We start from the raw sequence: 21,445 nt of genomic DNA, 5'->3' as shown, positions 1-21,445 counted from the left end.
GATTTCTTTGACGAATCCCTTTGAGGCAAAACCAATGCATGACGCTTCTTTATATTTCGAAGACTTCCAACCAGGCCAGACATTCGAAAGCGGCGGCCGCACACTGACCGAAGCCGACCTGACCATGTTTTCCATGATATCCGGCGACTGGAACCCCATCCATGCCGATGCCGTCTATGCAGCAGGCACGCGCTATGGCCAACGATTGATACACGGTACGCTGGGCATTGCCATCGCGACCGGCATGATGCATGAGCTGGGTATCTTTCACCGCTCGGTCGTTGCAATGCTGTCGCTGCGCGAATGGAAATTCGTCAAGCCGATCTTTGTCGGCGACACGCTGCATCTGGTGCTGGACATCCTGGCGGTCAATCCCGGCACCAGCACACGCGTGGGCGCGATTGACCGGCGTCTGCGGCTGGTCAACCAGAATGGCGAAACCGTACAGGATGGCAGCAGCGAGGTGCTGGTCCTCAAGAAGAAAAGCTGAAAGCCCGACGGGTGCTCATTCCGTGACGTTGGCCTCAACCAGCTTTGCCAGCTGCAACAACGACTCCTGCCATCCCAGGTAGCACATTTCGGCGGGAATCATTTCGGGGATTCCCTCCTGCACGATACTCAATTCGGTCCCGCACATGACCTGCTTCAGTGAAACCGTAACGGTCATTTCGCCGGGCAAATCGGCGTTATCAAAACTATCCGTATAGCGAATCTTCTCGAAGGGCACCAACTCCAGATATTCGCCGCCGAACGACTCGCTCTTGCCCGTGCCGAAATTACGGAAAGACATCTTGTGAGTGCCACCGACCCGGGCATCCAGGTGATGCACCTCGCAGGTATATCCGTAGGGGGGCAGCCATTTTGCAGCAGCATCAGGCTCGAGAAAGGCTCGATAGACGCGCTCGGGCGTCGCACGCAGGACACGGTGTAGACGAACGGTTCCGGTTGTCATGATGAGAACTCCTTAGGGTTAACGCCCCCGCCGTGCCTGTGGCGGCGGTTCAAAAACGGGGGATGTACTCCTACGACGAATCAACTGCCAGCAAATCGACAACGATCAGACTAGAGAAAACCCTGACCCGGCTATGGATGCGGGTCGGGTCATGCAGCATGAGCGCCAGCCTGACAAATAACTGAATCGTCACAGACGTGTCACGAAACCGCCCCACAATCCGGTGAACTATTCAAAAATGGATCACCCGGGATCATGAAAAAACTACTGAGCGTCACGTTGATCGGTTTGGCCTGGGCCGCCGCCACCTCTGCCACCGCCGCCGAATGTCCACACGGTGAGCTCGACAAGAAATTCTGCGACGCCAACGGCGACATGGTGGCCGATGCTCCCACCAACCCCAAAGAATGGGTGGATCCCTCGACGCTGATTTTCGCCTATACCCCCGTCGAAGACCCGGAGGTCTATCGCAGCGTCTGGGATGAGTTCCTGCGCCACATGGAAAAGACCACAGGCAAAAAGGTCCAATTCTTCCCCGTGCAGTCCAATGCCGCCCAACTCGAAGCCATGCGCGCCGGCCGCCTGCACGTCGCGGGCTTTAACACGGGCAGCAATCCGCTGGCCGTGAATTGCGCGGGTTTTGTGCCGTTCACCATGATGGCGGACAAGCAAGGCGCCTATGGCTACGAGATGGAAATCATCGTACCCGCGGATAGCAGCGTGCAGAAAATCGAGGACCTGAAAGGCAAGACGATCGCCTTCACCTCGCAGACATCGAATTCGGGATACAAAGCCCCTTCCGCCCTGCTGGCCAGTACTTACCACATGCAGGCGGACAAGGATTACAAGCCCGCCTTCTCGGGCAAACATGACAACTCGGTCATCGGCGTTGCCAACAAAGATTACGACGCAGCAGCGGTGGCAAACTCGGTGATGAACCGCATGATCGTGCGCAACGCCGTGGACAAGACCAAGATCCGCAGCATCTACAAATCGCAGTCGTTCCCCACCACAGGCTACGGCTATGTCTATAACCTCAAGCCCGAACTGGCCGAGAAAGTCCGCGAATCGTTCACGACGTTCAACTGGGAAGGCACTGCTCTCCTGAAGGAATTCGGCAAGGCCGAACCCGCTCAAGAGGCCTTTATTCCCATTACGTACAAAGAGCACTGGGCAGTCGTGCGCGAGATCGACAAAGCCATGAACGTCTCGTACACGTGCCAGTGAGCGAGCGTTGTGCAATGAGAGTCAGCGTTATGCGGGGCTTTAGATGATGCGCGGCCATGCCGACACCGATGCGCCTATGCTCGAGCTGCAAGGACTAGTCAAACGCTATCCCACTGGCGATCTGGCGCTGGATCACGTAGACCTCACCGTCCCCCGCGGACAGGTCGTGGCACTGATCGGCCCATCCGGGGCAGGCAAAAGCACGCTGATCCGCTGCATCAACCGTCTGGTAGAGCCGTCGGGCGGCGACGTGCGCCTGGACGGCCGCAGCCTGCCCACACAATCCGCACGCGAACTGCGGCGTACGCGTCGCCAACTGGGCATGATTTTCCAAGAGTACGCGTTGGTCGAACGGCTGACCGTCATGGAAAACGTATTGTCAGGCCGGTTGGGTTACACCGGATTCTGGCGCAGTTGGGCGCGCCGCTATCCGCAGGCTGATCTGGAGCAGGCGTTTTATCTACTGGACCGTGTAGGGCTCACCGGCTTTGAAAACAAGCGTGCCGACGCATTGTCAGGCGGTCAACGGCAACGTGTCGGGATCGCACGCGCGCTGATGCAGGATCCGCTGCTGTTGCTGGTGGATGAGCCCACCGCCAGCCTCGACCCCAAGACCTCGCGTCAAATCATGCGGCTATTGTGCGAGATATGCCGTGAACGAGGCCTGTCCGCCATCATCAATATCCACGACGTGGCACTGGCCACCCAATTCGCGGATCGCATCGTCGGATTGCGCAAGGGACGCCTCGTCTATGACGGACAGCCTGCCGGCCTCGTGCCTCAGGTATTGACCGATATCTACGGCATGGAAGACTGGCACGATGCGGGCCATGAGCATGATGCCGACCCTGCAAGCGATGCCCGTGAGGCACTGGCAGGCATGCCATCGCTGAGCATCACGGCAACGCCAGCTGACACGGCCTCACCCGCATCAAGCAACGATACTCTGCATACCGCGCGGGCTACGGCATGAGCACCGCAACCGCATGGCGCAAGCCGCCATTCATTCGCTCTGGTCGTGTTCGCATCCTGCTGTGGATAGTCGCGGGGGTGTATCTCATCACCGCGCTGAATTCTGTCTCTGTCGATTGGAGCCGCGTCGCCGAAGGGCTGACACGCGGCTGGCGCTTTATCGCTGCCTTTGCACACCCTGACTTTGTCAGTCGATGGCGCGAGATCAGCGAAGGCCTGATCGAAAGTCTCGCCATGACCATGACGTCAACGGCGCTGGGCGTCTTGCTCAGTATCCCGATCGGCCTGGGCGCAGCGCGCAATATCAGTCCCACGCCGGTTTACGCCGTATGCCGCGGATTCATCGCGATTTCACGCGCCTTTCCTGAATTGATCATCGCCATTTTGCTGGTGAAAATGTTCGGATTTGGTCCGTTGGCGGGCATGCTGACATTGACTATCGCCTCGATGGGTTTTTTAGGCAAACTGCTCGCCGAAGAAATCGAAACCGCCGACCGCTCGCAACTCGAGGCCATCCGCGCCACCGGTGCCGCATGGCCGCAATGGATCGTCTACGCCGTGCAACCACAAGTCATGCCGCGTCTGATCGGCCTGTCCATCTATCGTCTGGACATCAATTTCCGCGAAGCCGCCATCATCGGCATCGTCGGCGCGGGCGGCATCGGCGCGACGCTGAACACCTCGTTCGACCGTTATGAATTCGAAACCGCCGCCGCTATCCTGCTGCTCATCATCGCCATCGTGATGCTGTGCGAATATGCATCGGGTCATGTGCGCAGGAGATTCCTGTGAGCACGCATGGCATTGCGTGGCACCGCCACACGCCCGCACAGCAACGCTGGTCGTGGCTGGCCTGGATGATCGGCGCGTTGGTTTTCGTCGTCAGTTGGAAACAGGTATCGGACAACACGATCTGGGACTTTGCCTGGGACGCGCCGGTAGCGGGCTGGGATATGGTTTCGCGCATGTGGCCGCCACGCTGGAGCTATCTGCCGCAACTGCTGCAGCCCTTGTGGGATACGCTGAATATTGCCACGCTGGGCACAGCAATCGGCACCTTGATCGCAGTACCGATCGCATTCGCCGCCGCGCGCAATACGACACCCAGCCGCGCCCTGCTGCGCCCGCTGGCCTTGACTATCATCGTCGCCTCGCGGTCAATCAACTCACTGATCTGGGCAATGCTGCTGGTCACCGTCGTCGGCCCGGGTGTATTGGCCGGCATCATTGCCATCGCCCTGCGCTCCGTGGGCTTCATCGGCAAACTCCTGTATGAAGCCATCGAAGAAATCGACGTCCGCCAGGTCGAGGCCATCACGGCCACGGGTGCAACCTCACCGCAAGTTCTCGTCTACGGTGTCGTCCCTCAGGTCCTGCCCTCACTGGTGAGCACCACCGTCTATCGCTGGGACATCAACATCCGCGAATCCACCGTGCTCGGCATCGTCGGCGCCGGCGGCATCGGTTTGCCCCTGGCTGCGTCCGTAGACACGCTGGCCTGGCCGCAGGTCACCGTCATTTTCGCAGCCATACTCGGCACGGTATTCCTGGCCGAATGGGTATCGCGAAAGGTGCGAGAAGCGTTAATCTGAAGGGATGACCGAATCCCTCTTCAACCCCATTCACCGTGACCGCAACCAGAACTCCCTGCTCTGGCTGTTCGACACACTCGAGCGCGACGCGGGCTATATGCGGCGGCAGATGTTCGGCTGTCAGGCGGCCTACCTGGATGGCAGGTTGTATCTCGTCGTTGCCGACAAAGGAGACCCCTGGGACGGCCTGCTGGTCTGCACGTCGCAGGAACAGCATGCAGGGCTCATGCAGGATATGCCAGCATTGCGCCCGCATACTGTCCTGGGCAAATGGCTATATGTGCCGCAAGACGATCCCGAGTTTGAATCGACCGCAGAAAAGCTGGCAGCGCTGGCCCTGGCGCGCGATCCGCGTTTCGGCGTGGAACCGAAACCGCGCAAGCGTAAACAACGCCTGTTCACTTGAGCGGCCGCGCACCTCTGCGGCCGCGCCTGGTCGGCGGAGCGCTGCGATCAATCCCACACCGGCGCCAGACCCTCAGGGCTGACTTCGCGGCCATTACGCTCCAATGCGGCGATCTGCGCCATGTCGTCGGCGTCCAGCTTCAGATCACGTGCGAGCAGATTGCTGGCCAGGTTTTCACGCTTGGTCGAGGACGGGATCACGGCATAACCCAGTTGCAAGGCCCAGGCCAACGCGACTTGCGCCACGGTCGCCCGATGCTTGTCCGCGATCTTTGCCAGCACCGGATCCTTTAGCACCTTGCCGTAGGCCAGCGTCATGTATGACGTCACAGTGATGCCCTGCTCCTTCAGAAAAGCCGTCAGCTTGTGGTTCTGCAGATAGGGGCTCAACTCAATCTGGTTGGTCGCGATCTCGCCCTTGCCGACCACATCAATGGCCTGCTTGGTCAACTCGATATTGAAGTTCGAGATACCGATCTGGCGGGTCAGTCCCTGCGATTTGGCCTCGGCAAGGGCCTCCATGTATTCAGACAGCGCGATGCCATTGCCCGGCGCGGGCCAGTGGATCAAGGTCAGATCCACATGATCAGTACGCAGTTTTTCCAGGCTTTCGCGCAGACTGGGCACGAGCTTGGATCTGGCGTAGTTGTCGGTCCAGATCTTCGTGGTCACGAACAAATCGGCGCGCTTGATACCGCTGTCGGCAATAGCTTGGCCGACTTCGGCTTCATTGCCATAGATCTGCGCGGTGTCGATCGCGCGATAGCCTACATCGAGTGCATTGCGGACCGAATCAATCACGGTCTGGCCGGTCAGGCGAAAGGTGCCGACACCAAAAGAAGGAATACTCATGAGAAATCTCCGATTCAAATTAGACGCAATAAGGCGACCGTTCGCGCTTGCTCACGCGCACTCAGCCATACGGCGGCGGCTTGCGCCACTCAGCCAGACCAGCCCCAGGCCGCCTGCCGCCAACGCGGCACCCGCCAACGGCACTGCGGCATAACCCAGCCCTTGGCTGATGACAACACCGCCCAACGCCGCGCCGACCGCGTTCCCCAAGTTAAAGGCGCCGATGTTCACCGACGAGGCCAGGCCCGGCGCCTGGGCAGCTGCCTGCATCACGCGCATCTGCACCGGCGGCACGATGCCGAAGGCGGCCGCGCCCCACACTACCAAACCGATCGCCGTACCCACATGCGTCGTCATCAACCACGGCAGTATGGCCATGACAATCGCCAGCGTCGCGAGGATCAGCTTCGTCGCGCCGTCGAGCGACCAGTCAGCCAGCCGGCCGCCCAGCGTATTGCCAACTGTAAAGCCTACGCCAATCAACACCAGAGCAAAAGCCACGAATCCAGGGCTGGCATGGGTGATATCGGCCAACACCGGGGCAACATAGGTGTACAGCGTGAACATGGCGCCCGCGCCCAACACGGTCGTGCTCATGGCCAGCAACACCTCGGGGCGCGTCAGCACCTTCAGTTCGCGGCGCACTTCGGGGCGCTTGCCCGGCTCGCCTTTAGGCAATGCCACCCACAACGCGGCAATGGTGATCAGGCCCAACACGGCCGTGCCGGCGAAAGACATGCGCCAGCCGACTTGCTGCCCGATCCAGGTCGCTGCCGGCACGCCGCCGATATTGGCCAACGTCAGGCCCATGAACATGGCTGCAATGGCGCTGGCCTGTTTCTCTCTAGGCACGACGCTCGCCGCCACCACAGCGCCGAGTCCAAAGAAAGCGCCGTGGTTCAGGCTCGTGATCAGACGCGACAACAACAACGTCGTATAGTCCGGCGCAAACGCCGACAGCAGATTGCCGATGGTGAAAATGAGCATCAGCGACATCAACGCCGCACGCTTGCCAAAACGGCTGAACAGCAGGGTCATGATCGGCGCGCCGATCATCACGCCCACGGCATAGGCCGACACCAACATGCCGGCCGTAGGAATACTGACCTGCACGCCGTCGGCGATGACCGGCAACAGGCCCATGGGGGAGAACTCGGTGGTGCCAATGGCGAATGCGCCAGTAGCCAATGCGAGCAATGCAGCAGAAGACTTCATCTTTGCTCCGAAAATAATGTGCAACGAGCCGGTTCGCGACTGAGGAGATCCTCTTCCTATTTGGAAGGAAACCCTCACCGCGGCCGTTCCTTGAATCAATAGGGTGAAATTGGGTGAAGACGTAGTGCCCGCGAGGAGGTCTCACGGTGTTGTGCCTTCGCTCTCTCGATGTGCAGCAGTATGCCGGTTTAATATTTGCAGATTAAGCCTGGTATCGGTCAAATATATTTGATTTAATATCAACAATGAAAACCACACTCGACGAATTGCAGGCTTTTGTGGCGGTGGTGGACACAGGCACGATCACCGCGGCATCCGAGGCGCTCGGGCTGACGATCTCGGCCACCAGCCGCACGCTGGGCCGCCTGGAAGAAAAGCTGCAAACCACCCTGCTGCGGCGGACTACCCGGCGGCTGGAGCTGACGGAGGAAGGCACGGCATTCCTGCAACATGCCCGTGCCATTCTGGCGTCGGTGGACGAGGCCGAAGAACAAATGGCCGCCCGGCGCATGCGCCCAGCCGGCCGGCTGCGGGTCGACGCGGCCACCCCTTTTATGCTGCATGTGCTCGTGCCGCTGATCGCAGGCTTTCGTGAGCGCTACCCCGAGGTGGAGCTGGAGCTGACCTCAAACGAAGGCTTTATTGATTTGATCGAAAAACGCACAGACGTGGCGTTTCGTATTGGCACCCTCAAAGACTCCACCCTGCATGCGCGCTTGGTCGGCACCAGCCATCTGAGGCTGCTCGCCAGCCCTGCTTATCTCAAACGTTACGGGACGCCCACCGAGCCGGGGCAACTCGCACGCCACGCACTGCTGGGCTTCACCCAACCCGAAATCCTGAATGACTGGCCGTTACGCGACGCCGACGGCGACACCATACACATCAAACCCACGATCGCGTCTTCCAGCGGGGAAACGCTGCGACGCATGGCCTTGGAGGGGCTGGGCATCGTCTGCCTGTCGAATTTCATGTCGGGCGAGGACCGCCGCAAAGGCGATCTGGTGCAAGTACTATCCAAGCATACGCTCGAGGTGCGCCAACCGATCAACGCGGTCTACTATCGCAACACCACGGTGGCCGCACGGATCACGTGCTTCGTAGACTATGTGATCGAGGCACTGGGCAAACGCGCTTACGTCTGAGCGCGCGCGGGCGCCGCGGCGTATTCGATAGCCGCAGCGTCACGTGCCTGTCTGGCACGTAGGGCAGACAGGCACGGCAGAAAACGCCCCGGGACTGCCCCCTCGATTGACAATCCACCGAAGGGGCATTTGTTATCGCCGGGCCGTCCCAAGGTAAAAAGCCTCCTCGGGGCAGCGACCCAAAGGCGCAGCGTGGGAGTAGTTTTTACCCTGGGGCTTGCTGGCAAATGCTTTACGCGACCGCGACCGGAATCTTGCCGATGCGGGCCTGCCATTCCTTCGGACCGGTGGTGTGCACCGACGTGCCCTCGGAATCGACCGCCACCGTGACCGGCATGTCTTTCACGTCGAACTCGTAGATGGCTTCCATGCCCAGGTCTTCAAAGGCCAGCACGCGCGCCTCGCGAATTGCCTTCGACACCAGATAGGCGGCGCCGCCGACAGCCATCAAATAGGCAGATTTGTGCTTACGAATGGCTTCGATCGCGACGGGGCCACGCTCGGACTTGCCAATCATCGAAATCAAGCCGGTCTGGGCCAGCATCATCTCGGTGAACTTGTCCATGCGGGTCGCCGTAGTGGGGCCTGCCGGGCCAACCACCTCGTCGCGCACCGGATCGACCGGGCCCACGTAGTAGATGACGCGGTTGGTGAAATCCACCGGCAGCGGCTCGCCCTTGGCCAGCATGTCCTGAATCCGCTTGTGCGCGGCATCGCGGCCGGTCAGCATCTTGCCCGACAGCAACAGGGTCTGGCCGGGTTTCCAGCTCGCGACCTCGGCCGGCGTCAAGGTGTCCAGGTTCACTTGCTTGGACTTGTTGTAATCCGGCGCCCAGTGGACCTCGGGCCATTCCGACAAGGACGGCGGATCCAGGCGAGCCGGGCCAGAGCCGTCCAGCTCAAAGTGAGCGTGACGCGTGGCCGCACAGTTCGGAATCATCGCAACGGGCTTGGAGGCCGCGTGCGTCGGGAACGTATTGATCTTGACGTCCAACACCGTGGTCAGGCCGCCCAGGCCTTGTGCACCGATGCCCAGCGCGTTGACCTTTTCGTAGAGTTCGATACGCAGCTCTTCGAGCTTGTTCTGCGGGCCGCGCGCCAGCAGTTCGTACATGTCGATGTCTTCCATCAGCGACTGCTTGGCCATCAACATGGCTTTCTCGGCCGTGCCGCCGACGCCGATGCCCAACATGCCGGGCGGGCACCAGCCTGCGCCCATCGTCGGCACCGTCTTGAGCACCCAATCCACTAGCGAGTCGCTGGGGTTCAACATGACGAATTTGGATTTGTTCTCGGAGCCACCGCCCTTCGAGGCGATTTGCACGTCGACCTTGTCACCCGGGACAAGCTCGACGTGCAGAATACAGGGCGTGTTGTCGCGGGTGTTTTTACGCGCAAAGATCGGATCGTCCAAGACCGAGGCACGCAACGGATTGTCGGGATTGGTGTAACCCTGACGCACGCCTTCGTCGCACAGTTCCTGCAGCGTACGTTGCGTCTCGAAACGCACGTTCATGCCTACTTTCAGGAACACATTGACGATACCCGTGTCCTGGCACAGCGGGCGCTTGCCCTCGGCGCACATGCGCGAGTTGGTCAGGATCTGAGCCATGGCGTCACGTGCAGCCGGGCTTTCCTCGCGCTCGTAGGCGCGGGCCAGATGGCGGATATAGTCAACGGGATGGTAATAGCTGATGAACTGAATCCCATCAGCAATAGACTGTATGAAGTCTTCTTCTTTGATCAGAGTAGACATGGCGATTTAAGCGAAAGCAACGAAAATGGAACAAGCGGCCCGACTGGCGGGCCGCACGATAATCAACAGCTTATTTTAGGCCTCGACACGCCGGCCTATTTGCCTTGCCACACGGGCTTGCGTTTTTCGGCGAAGGCAGTGGCACCCTCTTTGGCGTCGGCCGAGGTGAAAATATGGGCGATCAGCGGGCGCTGGCGGTCAAACATGCCTTCTTGATCCCAATCCGTGCCCTGGGCCACGATGCTCTTGGCGGTCTGCACGGCCAACGGGCCGTTTTCGACGATGACACGGGCCAGCTCCAGTGCGCCCTCGAGCGCCTTGCCCGGTTCGGTCAGGCGATTGACCAGGCCATAACCATGCGCGCGCTCGGCGCTCAGCATCTCGCCGGTCAAAATGAATTCCATGGCGATGTGATACGGCAGACGGCGCGGCAAACGCAGCAAGCCGCCTGCGCCAGCCACCAGGCCACGCTTGACCTCGGGCAGGCCGAACTTGGCGTTATTCGCGGCGACGATCAGGTCCGATGCCAATGCCATTTCACACCCACCGGCCAGGGCATAGCCTTCGACGGCAGCGATCAAGGGTTTGCGCGGCGGGCGCTCGTTCAGGCCGGCAAAACCGCGGCCTTCGACATAGGGCCGCTGGCCGCTCTGCGCAAAAGCCTTCAGGTCCATGCCCGAGGAAAATGTCCCGCCCGCGCCGGTCAGGATACCAATGCGCACATCATCACGGCTATCCAGCTCGTCTAGCGCCGCGGCCATGGCCTGTGCGGTCTCCAGATTGATGGCGTTCTTGGCCTCGGGACGGTTGACGGTAATGATCTGGATACCGTCGATGACCTCGACCTTGATCAATTCAGACATGCAATGCTCCCAGGGCGGACGTTCGGCCCGCGGTTATCTATAAGACTTACGGAGATACCGAATCATACGACCATCGGCGCGAGCTTGCCTTCGCCCCAGACTGTCCATCCCGGACAGTCACGGATGACGTTGCTAAGGCCGGCAACCGAAATGGCCTCGGATTTGGAGCCAAGTACGGCCCCGCTTCCCATTCCCTGGCAACCGTCAGCCAAAAAGGCGGCGCTTTGCCCGGATATATGCGGCGTCGCCGGCTGTCCACCCAGCGAACGCCCAGGCCAGTTAAAATGGCCGACTTTCCCGCCTGCGGGGCCGGACTGCTCCCGCAGCCAGGCCGCCCGGCGACCCGAATTCCAAGAATCTTATGCTCACCTTTCAGCAAATCATTCTCACGCTCCAGGACTACTGGGACAAGCAGGGCTGCGCGCTGCTGCAACCGTACGACATGGAGGTCGGCGCGGGCACCTCGCATACGGCCACATTCCTGCGTGCCATCGGTCCGGAGCCCTGGCGCGCCGCCTATGTGCAACCCTCGCGCCGTCCCAAGGACGGCCGTTACGGCGAAAACCCCAACCGCCTGCAACACTATTACCAATATCAGGTCGTCCTGAAACCCGCGCCGCCCGAGATCCTGGATCTGTACATCGGCTCGCTGAAAGCGCTGGGCATCGACCCCACGCAGCACGATATCCGTTTCGTCGAAGACGACTGGGAAAACCCCACGCTCGGCGCCTGGGGCCTGGGCTGGGAAGTCTGGCTCAACGGTATGGAAGTCACCCAATTTACCTATTTCCAGCAGGTCGGCGGTCTGGACTGCACGCCCACCACCGGTGAAATCACCTACGGCCTGGAACGTCTGGCCATGTATCTGCAGGGCGTTGAGAGCGTCTACGACCTGGTCTGGACCGAGGGTGCGAACGGTAACCGCGTGCTGTATCGCGACGTGTTCCATCAGAATGAAGTCGAACAGTCCACCTACAACTTCGAGCACTCGTCGGCGGACATGCTGTTTGCGCATTTCAACGACTACGAAGCCGAGGCCAAGCGCCTGATGGACGTGCCGCTGGCCCTGCCGGCCTACGAGGCCGCGCTCAAGGCCGCGCATACCTTCAACATGCTGGATGCGCGTGGCGCCATCAGCGTCACCGAGCGCGCCGCCTATATCGGCCGCATCCGCAACCTGTCGCGCGCCGTCGCGCAGGCCTATTACGATTCCCGTGAACGACTGGGCTTTCCCATGCTGGCTGGCCGCCGCACCGAGGAGGCCGCGTAAATGACCACCCATATCCGTCCCCTGCTGGTCGAACTGCTGACCGAAGAACTCCCGCCCAAGGCCCTGCAAAAACTCGGCCAGGCTTTTGCCGAAGGCATACGCGCCACGCTGGACAAGCATGGCCTGCTCGCCGCCGGCAACCAGACCACCGCGTTCTCCACACCGCGCCGTTTGGCCGTGCGCCTGTCGCAGGTACTCGAACAAGCGCCTGATCAGGACTACGCCGAAAAGCTGATGCCTGTAAAAATCGGCCTGGATGCCGACGGCAAGCCCACCCCCGCGCTGGCGAAAAAACTGGCCGCAAAAGGCCTGGAAAACATCGATCCGGCCACGCTGGCCCGCGAATCCGACGGTAAACAAGACTATCTGGTTGCACGCGGCACCGCCCCGGGCGCCAAGCTCGCCGACGGCTTGCAAGAGGGGCTGCAAGCCGCGATCGACAGCCTGCCTATCCCGAAAGTCATGCGCTACCAGTTGGCCGATGGCGTCACGACCGTAAAATTCGTGCGGCCTGCGCACAGCCTGATCGCCCTGCATGGCGCGGACATCGTGCCGATCTCCGCATTGGGCCTGACTGCCGGCCGCAGCACCCTGGGCCACCGCTTCATGGCCAATGGGCCGATAGAGATCGCTGAGGCCGATGCATACGAGAACACTCTGGCCGAACAGGGCCGCGTGATCGCCTCGTTCGAAAGCCGCCGCGCCGACATTGCTCAGCAATTGCAGGACCATGCAAAACGCCTGGCCGCCGTGCTGGAAACGCCATCGGATTCGAGTTCGGCTCAAGGCAATCAAGGGATCCTGGGCAACGACCCCGAAGTCGCCGCGCTGCTGGATGAAGTCACCGCCCTGGTCGAGCATCCCACCGTGTACGAGGGCCAGTTTGACGAGCAATTCCTGCAAGTCCCCCAGGAATGCCTGATCCTGACCATGCGGCTCAATCAGAAATACTTCCCGCTGTTCGACCCGGCCACCGGCAAACTGACGCATCGTTTCCTGATCGTCAGCAACATGCACACGGACAACCCTGTCAACATCGTCGAAGGTAACCAACGCGTGGTGCGCCCCCGCCTGGCCGACGCACAGTTCTTCTTTGACACCGATCGCAAAACGCCGTTGGCTTCGCGTGTCGAGCAATTGGGCAGCATCGTTTATCACAATAAACTGGGTACACAGCTCGAGCGCGTCGAGCGCGTGCGCGCGATTGCCCGAGGCGTCGCCAAGCAGCTCGGCAGCGATGTCTCGGCCGCAGACCGCGCCGCCTTGCTGGCCAAAGCCGACCTGGGCACCAATATGGTGGGCGAGTTCCCCGAGCTGCAGGGCGTCATGGGGGCTTACTATGCCGCTGGCGATGGCGAGCCTGCATCGGTCGTCCAGGCGCTGCGCGACCAATATCGCATTCGCCTGGATGCTCCTGTTAACGCCGATAGCATCACCGCCGCGATCCTGTTTATCGCCGAGCGCGCCGAGACGCTGATCGGTATCTGGGGCATCGGCCTGGCGCCGACCGGCGAGCGCGATCCGTTCGGCCTGCGCCGTGCCGCACTCGGCGTGATCAGCGCCTTTGAACAGTTGGCCGCGGGCAATTGGCTGGCCGCCAGCGCCGATGGCCCGCTGTCGCTGAACAGCCTGCTGACCCTGGCCGCGGACACCTTCCCGGCAGGCAAGATCCCGGCCGACACCCTGGCGGAAGTCCGTACGTTCATCTACGAACGCTATCGCAACCAGCTGGCAGGCGAATTTGACCGCAACGCGGTCGATGCCGTCATCGCCCTGGCGCCGCCCCTGCACCAGGTCGCCGCCCGCGTCCGTGCCGTCACCGCATTTGGCCAACTGCCCGAGGCAGCGAGTCTGGCTGCCGCCAACAAGCGTATCGGCAACCTGCTCAAAAAGGCCGAAGGCGAGATAGGCGCAGTGGATACGGCCCGTCTGACCGAGCCTGCGGAGCAAGCCCTGGCAGCATCCGTGGCAACACTGCGTCCGCAGGCCGAGGCCCAATTGCAAGCCGGCGATTTCGCAGGCAGCCTGAGCACGCTCGCCCAAGCCCGCCAACCCGTCGACGCGTTCTTTGCCGATGTCATGGTCATGGCAGAAGACCCTGCCGTACGCGCCAACCGCTTGGCCTTGCTGTCGCAACTGCACGGCCTGATGAACCAAGTCGCTGACATTTCCAGGCTGGCACAGTGAAGCTGATCATTCTCGACCGCGATGGCGTCATCAATCAGGACAGTGACGCCTTTATCAAAAACCCCGATGAATGGATCGCCTTGCCGGGCAGCCTGGCGGCGATCGCCCGCCTGTCTCAGGCCGGCTATACCGTCACGGTGGCCACCAATCAATCAGGTCTGGCGCGCGGCTTGTTCGATACCCCCACGCTCAATGCCATCCATGCCAAGCTGTACCGCGAGGTCGCCCAGGCAGGCGGGCTGGTCGATTCCATTTTCCTCTGCCCGCACGGGCCGCAAGACGGTTGCTCATGCCGCAAGCCTCTGCCCGGCATGTACCACGACATTGCGCGCCGCTACGACGCCGATCTGACCGGCGTTCCCGCAGTGGGCGACTCGCTGCGCGATTTGCAGGCAGCCTCGGCTGCGGGATGCACCCCGTGGCTGGTGCTGACCGGCAACGGCCCCAAGACACAACAAGGCAAATTGCCCCCCGGCACACGCATCGCCGCCGATCTCGCGGCGGTGGCCGACGCCTTGTTGCAGGAAGCTTGAGCCATGGCCTGGTTGCGTTCGATGTTGTACATGGTGTTCTTGATCGTCACGGTCATCCCTTACGCTTTTGCGTGTCTGCTGTGGGCACCGTTGCCGCTGCACTGGCGCTACAAGCTCACCGTGGGCTGGCCGCGTCTGGCAATCTGGGGCGCGAAATTTTTCTGCGGCATCCGCTGGCAGGTCAAAGGTGCGGAGAATCTGCCCGACGGCCCCGCCGTGCTCTTGTCCAAGCACCAGTCGGCCTGGGAAACGCTGTTTTTCCCGGCTCACATGCCGCGTGAGGTCTGTTTCGTCTACAAAAAAGAACTGCACATGGTGCCGTTCTTTGGCTGGGGCCTGGCATTGTTGCGCATGATCCCTATTGACCGCTCCAAGGGCCGGGATGCCTTTGAACAAGTCATCAAACAGGGCCAGCAGCGCATGGACGAAGGCCGCTGGCCGCTACTCTTTCCCGAGGGCACGCGCGTGCCGCCCGGCAAAACGGCGCGCTTCAAAATGGGCGGCGCCCTCCTGGCCTCGCGCACTGGTGCGTCCGTCATTCCCGTCGCCCACAACGCGGGTGAATGCTGGCGCCGCAATGCTTTCGTCAAGCGTCCTGGCCTCATCACCCTATCCATCGGACCCACGATAGAATCACAGGGTCTCACCCCCGAAGAGCTCAACGCCAAAGTACAAGCGTGGATCGAAGGGGAAATGCGTCAACTCAACCCCGAAAGGTATGCCCAAGAACGGTCAGCTTGAACTTTTGTTCTCTCAGCCTGTAGCGTCTGCCGCGGCCACGCCCGGCAGCGAACCGTTGCAGGCGGGCAGTGCTGATGCCGCCTCATCGGGCGCTCTCGGCCTGTCTGAAGGCCTCATGCCATCGACAGACGTTCTGACGCCGCCTGTTGCCCCGAAAATCAATCCTCCCGCGAGGCCGGGCGTCACCATCATCGCCACGCCCTGTCCGGATCCCCTGCCCCCGGGCGCCCGCTGGCGCGAAGTCGCGACGGAACAGCAAACCATAGGCTTTGTCCTGCTACGCTCACGCCGGCGCAGCATCGGCTTTGTCATCGCTGATGATGGCCTGCGTGTCACAGCGCCTAACTGGGTCACGCTCACGCAAATCGACGATGCCGTCCGGGAAAAAGCGCGCTGGATCCTCGCTAAATTGCGTGATTGGCAGGCTCGCAAAGAACAACTCGCGATGTCCGAGACGCGCTGGCAGGCAGGCGGCGAGCTGCCTTATTTGGGTAAACGCATCGTACTCGGGCTGAACGCGGAAAACCGCCAGGCCCAGTTCTCCAGCGACGTTGACGCGCCGAACGACGGCGACACATTGTGGCTGGCATTGCCTGCCCACGCCGATTCCTCACGTATCCGCGATGCCGCGCAGGCGTGGCTGCAACAACGCGCCGGCACCTTGTTTGGCGCCCGCTTGGCGCACTTTCTGCAGATCAGCGGCCTGAAGATCCGCCGCTGGCGTTTGTCCGCTGCAGCAACGCGATGGGGCTCATGCACCAGCGATGGCAACATCATGCTGAACTGGCGCCTGATCCATTTTGCGCCAGCCATCATTGATTACGTCATTGCACATGAACTAGCCCATCTGCGCGAAATGAACCACAGTCAGGATTTCTGGGCGGAAGTCGGCCAGATCCTGCCCGGCTTCGAAGAAGCCAAAAACGTGTTGCGGCGGCACGATCCCAAAACGCTGCCTCAGTTTTAGGTCCTGCCCTCATGGAACTGCGCCAGCTACGCTATTTCGTCAAAGTGGCCGAATATGGCAGCATGGGCCGTGCCGCAGCAGACCTGGGCGTGGTGACCTCCGCCCTCAGCCAACAGATCAGCCGCCTCGAAAGCGAGCTCTCTACCCGTTTGCTCACACGCACCTCGAGCGGCGTCGTGCCGACCGATGCGGGCGTGGCCTTTCTGCGCCAGGCTCAACTGGCCCTGCGCCACGCCGATGGCGCCGCGCGGGCCGCCAAGGCCGCCCGTTTGATCGGCGAAGTCAGCCTGGGGCTGCCCGCGACGACAGCATCGATATTGGCCGTGCCGTTTTTGCAGGCCATGCGAGAGCGTTATCCCGATGTACGCGTCCATCTGGTCGAAAGCCTGTCCGGCTACCTGAGCGCCATGTTGAACGCACGCCAGCTGGATCTGGCCGTGGTTTTCCGTACTGAAACCGCGCGACGCTGGAGCACGCTGCCGCTCATCGATGAACGGCTGTTCCTGATCGCCCCGCCCGACATGCCCGGCCTGCCCCCCGAGGGGCCGGTGCGTCTGCGCGACATCGCCAATCTGCCCCTGCTCATGCCTAGCGCCAGCCATGGCTTGCGGGCGCAAGTCGACGCCTCCTTTGCGCGCCTGCGCATGGAGTTCAACCTCGCTGCCGAAATCGATGGCCTGGACGTGCTGATGGATCTGGTGCGCAACGGCTTTGGCGCCACCATTCAACCCGGCGCCGCCATCGTTCGACTGCGCGGCGAGCCCCTGGCCGTGCGTCAAATCACCGACCGCCATCTGCGGCGCACCAATCTGCTGGCTAGCGTCTCCGACGACGAGCTCTCGCCTGCGGCATTGGCTGCCCGGGTTTTGCTGGCCCAAACCGTCGAAAACCTCGTCCGGGCAGGCACGTGGCCCGGGGCGACTCTTCACAAATCGTGAACGACCGTTGACGATCGCAGGCTAGCGCGCACCTCTCGCGCGCCCCTATAGTGCAGGCCTGACTACACAAGCCTACACATCCATGATTGACGTATTGGTTATTGGCGGCGGCAACGCCGCCCTGTGCGCTGCCCTGATGGCGCGCGAAGCCGGCGCCAGCGTGCTGCTGCTGGAGGCCGCGCCTAAAGCCTGGCGTGGCGGCAACTCACAGCACACACGCAATCTGCGCTGCATGCATGACGCCCCGCAGGACGTCCTGGTAGAAGCCTACCCCGAAGAAGAGTTCTGGCAAGACTTGCTGAAAGTCACGGGCGGCATCACCAATGAACACTTGGCGCGGCTCGTCATCCGTGCATCGTCCACCTGTCGGGACTGGATGCGCAAACATGGCGTGAATTTTCAGCCGCCATTGTCCGGTGCGCTGCATGTTGCCCGCACCAACGCCTTTTTCATGGGCGGCGGCAAGGCGCTCGTCAACGCCTACTATCGCAGCGCCGAGGCACTCGGCGTGCAGATCCGCTACGACGCGCCAGTCGATTCGCTGGAACTGGATAACGGCCGTTTTGTCGCGGCCCGCATCGGGGACGAGCGCATCACCGCGCGCAGCTGTGTCCTGGCCGCCGGGGGCTTTGAATCCAACCGTGAATGGCTGCGCGAAGCCTGGGGGCAGAACGAACGAGGCGAATGGCCTGCCGATAATTTCCTGATTCGGGGCACGCGTTTCAACATGGGCGTGCTGCTGAAATTCATGATCGACGCTGGCGCCGATACCATCGGCGACCCTTCGCAATCACACTGCGTCGCCATCGATGCACGTGCACCGCTATACGACGGCGGCATCTGTACCCGCATCGACTGCGTGTCGCTGGGCGTAGTCGTCAACCGCGAGGCACAGCGCTTCTACGACGAAGGCGAGGACTTCTGGCCCAAGCGCTATGCCATCTGGGGCCGTCTCACCGCCATGCAGCCCGGACAGATCGCCTATTCCATCATTGACGCCAAAGCCATCGGCCGATTCATGCCGCCGGTGTTTCCGGGCGTCCAGGCCGACACCCTGCCTGAGCTGGCACGCAAACTCGGCCTGGACGAAGCCCAGTTCATGCGCACCCTGTCCGACTACAACGCCGCCTGCCGCGTCGGCACATTCGATCACACCAAACTCGACGACTGCCATACTGAGGGCGTGCAACCGGCCAAGACCCACTGGGCTCGTCCGCTGGATACGGCCCCCTACTACGGCTATGCCCTGCGGCCTGGCATCACGTTTACCTATCTGGGATTGAAAGTCGACGATACGGCAGCCGTTCGTTTCAACGACCAACCGAGCGACAACCTGTTTGTCGCTGGCGAAATGATGGCCGGCAATGTGCTGGGCAAAGGCTATACCGCTGGCGTCGGCATGTCGATCGGCACCGCCTTTGGCCGCATCGCCGGCACGCGCGCAGCCGCATCGGCGCTGGCACAACGGAACACAGGAGCACAACGTGAAGCAGCTTGAAGCGCTCGTTCATCAAGCGCGCGAAACACTGCCGCCTGCGACAGCCACCACGTCGCAGATGGCACGCAACGGCATCAACGCATCCGCAACCATGACAGAAAAGCCCGTGCAATGGCACGCCAAAGGCACGGCGATCACGCCGACGGCCTTGAGCGAAGACGAAACCGAAGTCGCCCGCGTCATGCAGATCTGCAATGCCTGCCGCTACTGCGAAGGCTTCTGTGCTGTCTTTCCCGCCATGACGCGGCGGCTGGAGTTCGGCAAAGCCGACATCAACTACCTGGCCAATCTTTGCCACAACTGCGGCGCCTGTCTGCACGCCTGCCAATACGCGCCGCCTCATGAGTTTGCCGTCAACGTGCCGCAGGCCATGGCCAAAGTCCGTGTGCAAACCTATAGCGATTACGCCTGGCCCAGTGCATTAGGCAAGCTATACAAAAAAAATGGACTGACCCTGTCCGTCGCGGCTGCGGGTGCATTGGCGTTATTTCTGGTGCTCACCGTCGCCATCACGGGCGGCCTCCTGCACGAGCCGCTCGCCGGTAATTTCTATGCCATCTTTCCGCACAACACCTTGGCCTTGATATTCGGCCTGGTGTTCGTATTCGCCATCATCGCGCTCGGCATAGGCGTCACGCGTTTCTGGCGCGACGTCTCACCCGGTACCGCCAGCGGTGCAGCAGTGGCTGAGGCCACTCACGATGCTCTGCGACTGAAGTACCTCGATGGCGGCCACGGCAAAGGCTGCAATAACGCCGACGACGCGTTTACCCTGCTGCGCCGGCGCTTTCACCATCTGACGTTCTACGGTTTCATGCTGTGTTTCGCCGCAACCAGCGTCGCCACGCTCTACCACTATGCGTTTGGCTGGGAGGCTCCCTACCCGTATTTCAGCCTGCCCGTTCTGCTGGGCACTGTGGGCGGCATCGGATTACTGATCGGGCCTGCGGGCTTGCTCTGGCTGAATCTGAAACGCCATCCTCAGCAAGGCGATGCGGCGCAAAAACCCATGGATCGCGGCTTTATCGCCCTGCTATTCCTGACCAGCCTGACTGGCCTGCTGCTGCTCGCGCTACGCGAAACCAGTGCAATGGGACTCTTTCTCGCCATCCATCTGGGCGTAGTGATGGCACTGTTCCTGACCCTGCCATACGGGAAATTTGCGCATGGCATCTATCGCTGCGCATCCCTGTTGAAATGGTCCATCGAAAAACGGCAGCCCGACAATTTGAAGTTGGGATCTGACTGACAACACGTTCGAAATGGTGCGGGGATTCGAGATTGCCCGTAAAGGGCAAAAACGAATCCCCGCGCCAATTCGACATCAGAAACGGAGACACACATGAAAAAATTCCTGACCCAGGCTGCCTGTGCCCTCGCGATGACGACAGTCACCGGCATCCTGCCCGCCACCGCGCAGACCTTTCCCGCGCGTCCGATCACACTGATCGTGCCACACTCGGCCGGCGGCACCTCCGACATCCTGGCGCGTACGGTCGCTGCCGAAGCCGCGAAGATCCTCGGCCAAAGCATCATCGTCGAGAACAAAGGCGGCGCCAACGGATCGATTGCCGCGAAAACAGTCGCCACTGCGGATCCCGACGGCTACACCTTGCTGCTCGCCACCGCGAGCACGCATGGCATCAATCCCGCGTTGTACAAAAAACTGAACTACGACGCGATCAAGGATTTTGCCCCCGTGACCCTGTTGGCCACCGTGCCCAACGTGCTGGTCGTCAATAAAGAAATCCGCGCCACCAACGTACAGGAATTGATCGCCGAGATCAAAGCCGATAGCAACGCGTTCAATATGGGATCCGCCGGCGCGGGCACGCCAGGGCATCTGGCCGGAGAAATGTTCAAACAACGTGCCGGCCTCGAATTTGTCCACGTTCCCTACAAAGGTGGCAGCCCGGCATTGGCCGATTTGATCGGCGGCCAAGTGCAATTCATGTTCACGACCATTCCAGGCGCCATGCCCTCCATCAAGGCTAATACCCTGCGCGCACTGGCCGTCACTTCGCCCCGCCGCTCACCGGCCCTGCCTGATCTACCCACGATGGCCGAATCCGGCTTGCCAGGATTCCAGGCGATTTCGTGGCATGGCGTCGTCGCACCGGCCAGCACGCCCGCTGCCACCATCGACACGCTGAATCAAGCACTGACCAAAGCCCTGGCCACACCCGAAGTACGGCAACGCCTGATGGAAGAAGGCGCCGAAGCGGCAGGCCTGGGTTCCAAGGAATTCGGAACCTTCATCCAGCAAGAAATCGATACCTGGGCCAAGGCAGTCAAAGCATCCGGCGCGACGGCCAACTAGCACTCACGCTGA

The 21,445-nt window shown here is 61.3% G+C and carries 21 protein-coding genes; 16 read left to right on the top strand and 5 right to left on the bottom strand.

Features of this window, described 5'->3' with window-relative positions:
• Positions 1-34: 34 nt before the first annotated feature.
• Positions 35-490, top strand: coding sequence for a MaoC/PaaZ C-terminal domain-containing protein (locus ACNA0I_RS15185; RefSeq protein WP_415806846.1), 456 nt, complete (start codon positions 35-37; stop codon positions 488-490).
• Between the two features lie 15 nt (positions 491-505).
• Here the strand turns inward: ACNA0I_RS15185 and ACNA0I_RS15180 are convergent, their stop codons facing one another.
• The gene (locus tag ACNA0I_RS15180; protein ID WP_415806845.1) at positions 506-952 is read right to left on the bottom strand and encodes an SRPBCC family protein; all 447 of its coding nucleotides are present in this window, start codon (positions 950-952) and stop codon (positions 506-508) included.
• Positions 953-1,207: 255 nt separating this feature from the next.
• Here ACNA0I_RS15180 and phnD point away from each other — a divergent pair, with 255 nt between their 5' ends.
• The 5 genes from phnD to ACNA0I_RS15155 all read left to right on the top strand — a co-directional run bounded on the left by phnD (position 1,208) and on the right by ACNA0I_RS15155 (position 5,149).
• Positions 1,208-2,179: a phosphate/phosphite/phosphonate ABC transporter substrate-binding protein gene (phnD, locus tag ACNA0I_RS15175; RefSeq protein ID WP_415806844.1), complete on the top strand. Its 972-nt coding sequence runs from the start codon at positions 1,208-1,210 to the stop codon at positions 2,177-2,179.
• A gap of 76 nt (positions 2,180-2,255) precedes the next feature.
• The gene (gene phnC / locus ACNA0I_RS15170; protein WP_415806883.1) at positions 2,256-3,152 is read left to right on the top strand and encodes a phosphonate ABC transporter ATP-binding protein; all 897 of its coding nucleotides are present in this window, start codon (positions 2,256-2,258) and stop codon (positions 3,150-3,152) included.
• A complete protein-coding gene (phnE, locus tag ACNA0I_RS15165) occupies positions 3,149-3,943 on the top strand; it encodes a phosphonate ABC transporter, permease protein PhnE (protein WP_415806843.1) in 795 nt (264 codons plus the stop codon). The genes phnC and phnE (ACNA0I_RS15165) overlap by 4 nt, the downstream gene beginning before the upstream one ends.
• A complete protein-coding gene (phnE, locus tag ACNA0I_RS15160; protein ID WP_415806842.1) occupies positions 3,940-4,743 on the top strand; it encodes a phosphonate ABC transporter, permease protein PhnE in 804 nt (267 codons plus the stop codon). The genes phnE (ACNA0I_RS15165) and phnE (ACNA0I_RS15160) overlap by 4 nt, the downstream gene beginning before the upstream one ends.
• Positions 4,744-4,747: 4 nt before the next feature.
• Complete coding sequence (locus ACNA0I_RS15155; protein ID WP_415806841.1) at positions 4,748-5,149, top strand: hypothetical protein; 402 nt, start codon at positions 4,748-4,750, stop codon at positions 5,147-5,149.
• A 47-nt stretch (positions 5,150-5,196) separates the two neighbouring features.
• On the opposite strand, the gene dkgB is transcribed toward ACNA0I_RS15155, so the two are convergent.
• Positions 5,197-6,000: a 2,5-didehydrogluconate reductase DkgB gene (gene dkgB, locus ACNA0I_RS15150; protein WP_415806840.1), complete on the bottom strand. Its 804-nt coding sequence runs from the start codon at positions 5,998-6,000 to the stop codon at positions 5,197-5,199.
• A 51-nt stretch (positions 6,001-6,051) separates the two neighbouring features.
• The gene (locus ACNA0I_RS15145) at positions 6,052-7,215 is read right to left on the bottom strand and encodes an MFS transporter (protein ID WP_415806839.1); all 1,164 of its coding nucleotides are present in this window, start codon (positions 7,213-7,215) and stop codon (positions 6,052-6,054) included.
• Between the two features lie 245 nt (positions 7,216-7,460).
• On the opposite strand from ACNA0I_RS15145, the gene ACNA0I_RS15140 reads away from it, so the two are divergent.
• Positions 7,461-8,360 carry a LysR substrate-binding domain-containing protein gene (locus ACNA0I_RS15140; protein WP_415806838.1) on the top strand — a complete coding sequence of 300 codons (900 nt, stop codon included), beginning with the start codon at positions 7,461-7,463 and terminating at the stop codon, positions 8,358-8,360.
• A gap of 232 nt (positions 8,361-8,592) precedes the next feature.
• Here the strand turns inward: ACNA0I_RS15140 and ACNA0I_RS15135 are convergent, their stop codons facing one another.
• Both ACNA0I_RS15135 and ACNA0I_RS15130 read right to left on the bottom strand, forming a co-directional pair.
• Entirely contained in the window at positions 8,593-10,116 is a 1,524-nt protein-coding gene (locus ACNA0I_RS15135; RefSeq protein WP_415806837.1) for a fumarate hydratase, read from the bottom strand.
• A gap of 95 nt (positions 10,117-10,211) precedes the next feature.
• On the bottom strand, positions 10,212-10,979 hold the full coding sequence (locus tag ACNA0I_RS15130; protein ID WP_415806836.1) for a crotonase/enoyl-CoA hydratase family protein: 768 nt from the start codon (positions 10,977-10,979) through the stop codon (positions 10,212-10,214).
• A 361-nt stretch (positions 10,980-11,340) separates the two neighbouring features.
• Here ACNA0I_RS15130 and glyQ point away from each other — a divergent pair, with 361 nt between their 5' ends.
• The 9 genes from glyQ to ACNA0I_RS15085 all read left to right on the top strand — a co-directional run bounded on the left by glyQ (position 11,341) and on the right by ACNA0I_RS15085 (position 21,433).
• Positions 11,341-12,249, top strand: a complete 909-nt coding sequence (glyQ, locus tag ACNA0I_RS15125) for a glycine--tRNA ligase subunit alpha (protein WP_094823146.1) — start codon at positions 11,341-11,343, stop codon at positions 12,247-12,249.
• On the top strand, positions 12,250-14,436 hold the full coding sequence (gene glyS, locus ACNA0I_RS15120; protein ID WP_415806835.1) for a glycine--tRNA ligase subunit beta: 2,187 nt from the start codon (positions 12,250-12,252) through the stop codon (positions 14,434-14,436).
• The gene (gmhB, locus tag ACNA0I_RS15115; protein WP_415806834.1) at positions 14,433-14,969 is read left to right on the top strand and encodes a D-glycero-beta-D-manno-heptose 1,7-bisphosphate 7-phosphatase; all 537 of its coding nucleotides are present in this window, start codon (positions 14,433-14,435) and stop codon (positions 14,967-14,969) included. Before glyS ends, gmhB begins: the two co-directional genes overlap by 4 nt.
• 3 nt (positions 14,970-14,972) lie before the next feature.
• Positions 14,973-15,710 carry a lysophospholipid acyltransferase family protein gene (locus ACNA0I_RS15110; protein WP_415806833.1) on the top strand — a complete coding sequence of 246 codons (738 nt, stop codon included), beginning with the start codon at positions 14,973-14,975 and terminating at the stop codon, positions 15,708-15,710.
• Positions 15,688-16,677, top strand: coding sequence for a M48 family metallopeptidase (locus tag ACNA0I_RS15105; protein ID WP_415806832.1), 990 nt, complete (start codon positions 15,688-15,690; stop codon positions 16,675-16,677). Before ACNA0I_RS15110 ends, ACNA0I_RS15105 begins: the two co-directional genes overlap by 23 nt.
• An 11-nt stretch (positions 16,678-16,688) precedes the next feature.
• Complete coding sequence (locus ACNA0I_RS15100; protein WP_415806831.1) at positions 16,689-17,615, top strand: LysR substrate-binding domain-containing protein; 927 nt, start codon at positions 16,689-16,691, stop codon at positions 17,613-17,615.
• A gap of 82 nt (positions 17,616-17,697) precedes the next feature.
• Complete coding sequence (tcuA, locus tag ACNA0I_RS15095; protein ID WP_415806830.1) at positions 17,698-19,113, top strand: FAD-dependent tricarballylate dehydrogenase TcuA; 1,416 nt, start codon at positions 17,698-17,700, stop codon at positions 19,111-19,113.
• A gap of 91 nt (positions 19,114-19,204) precedes the next feature.
• On the top strand, positions 19,205-20,362 hold the full coding sequence (gene tcuB / locus ACNA0I_RS15090; RefSeq protein WP_415806882.1) for a tricarballylate utilization 4Fe-4S protein TcuB: 1,158 nt from the start codon (positions 19,205-19,207) through the stop codon (positions 20,360-20,362).
• Positions 20,363-20,455: 93 nt separating this feature from the next.
• Positions 20,456-21,433 (top strand): Bug family tripartite tricarboxylate transporter substrate binding protein, encoded by a 978-nt coding sequence (locus ACNA0I_RS15085; RefSeq protein ID WP_415806828.1) that lies wholly within the window; start codon positions 20,456-20,458, stop codon positions 21,431-21,433.
• The last annotated feature ends 12 nt before the right edge of the window (positions 21,434-21,445 follow it).

It is taken from the genome of Bordetella muralis, assembly GCF_965139205.1.
Classification (GTDB): Bacteria; Pseudomonadota; Gammaproteobacteria; order Burkholderiales; family Burkholderiaceae_B; genus Bordetella_A; species Bordetella_A muralis.
Note: the sequence above shows the minus strand (reverse complement) of the source record. Positions and strands in the feature narration are given on the sequence as shown.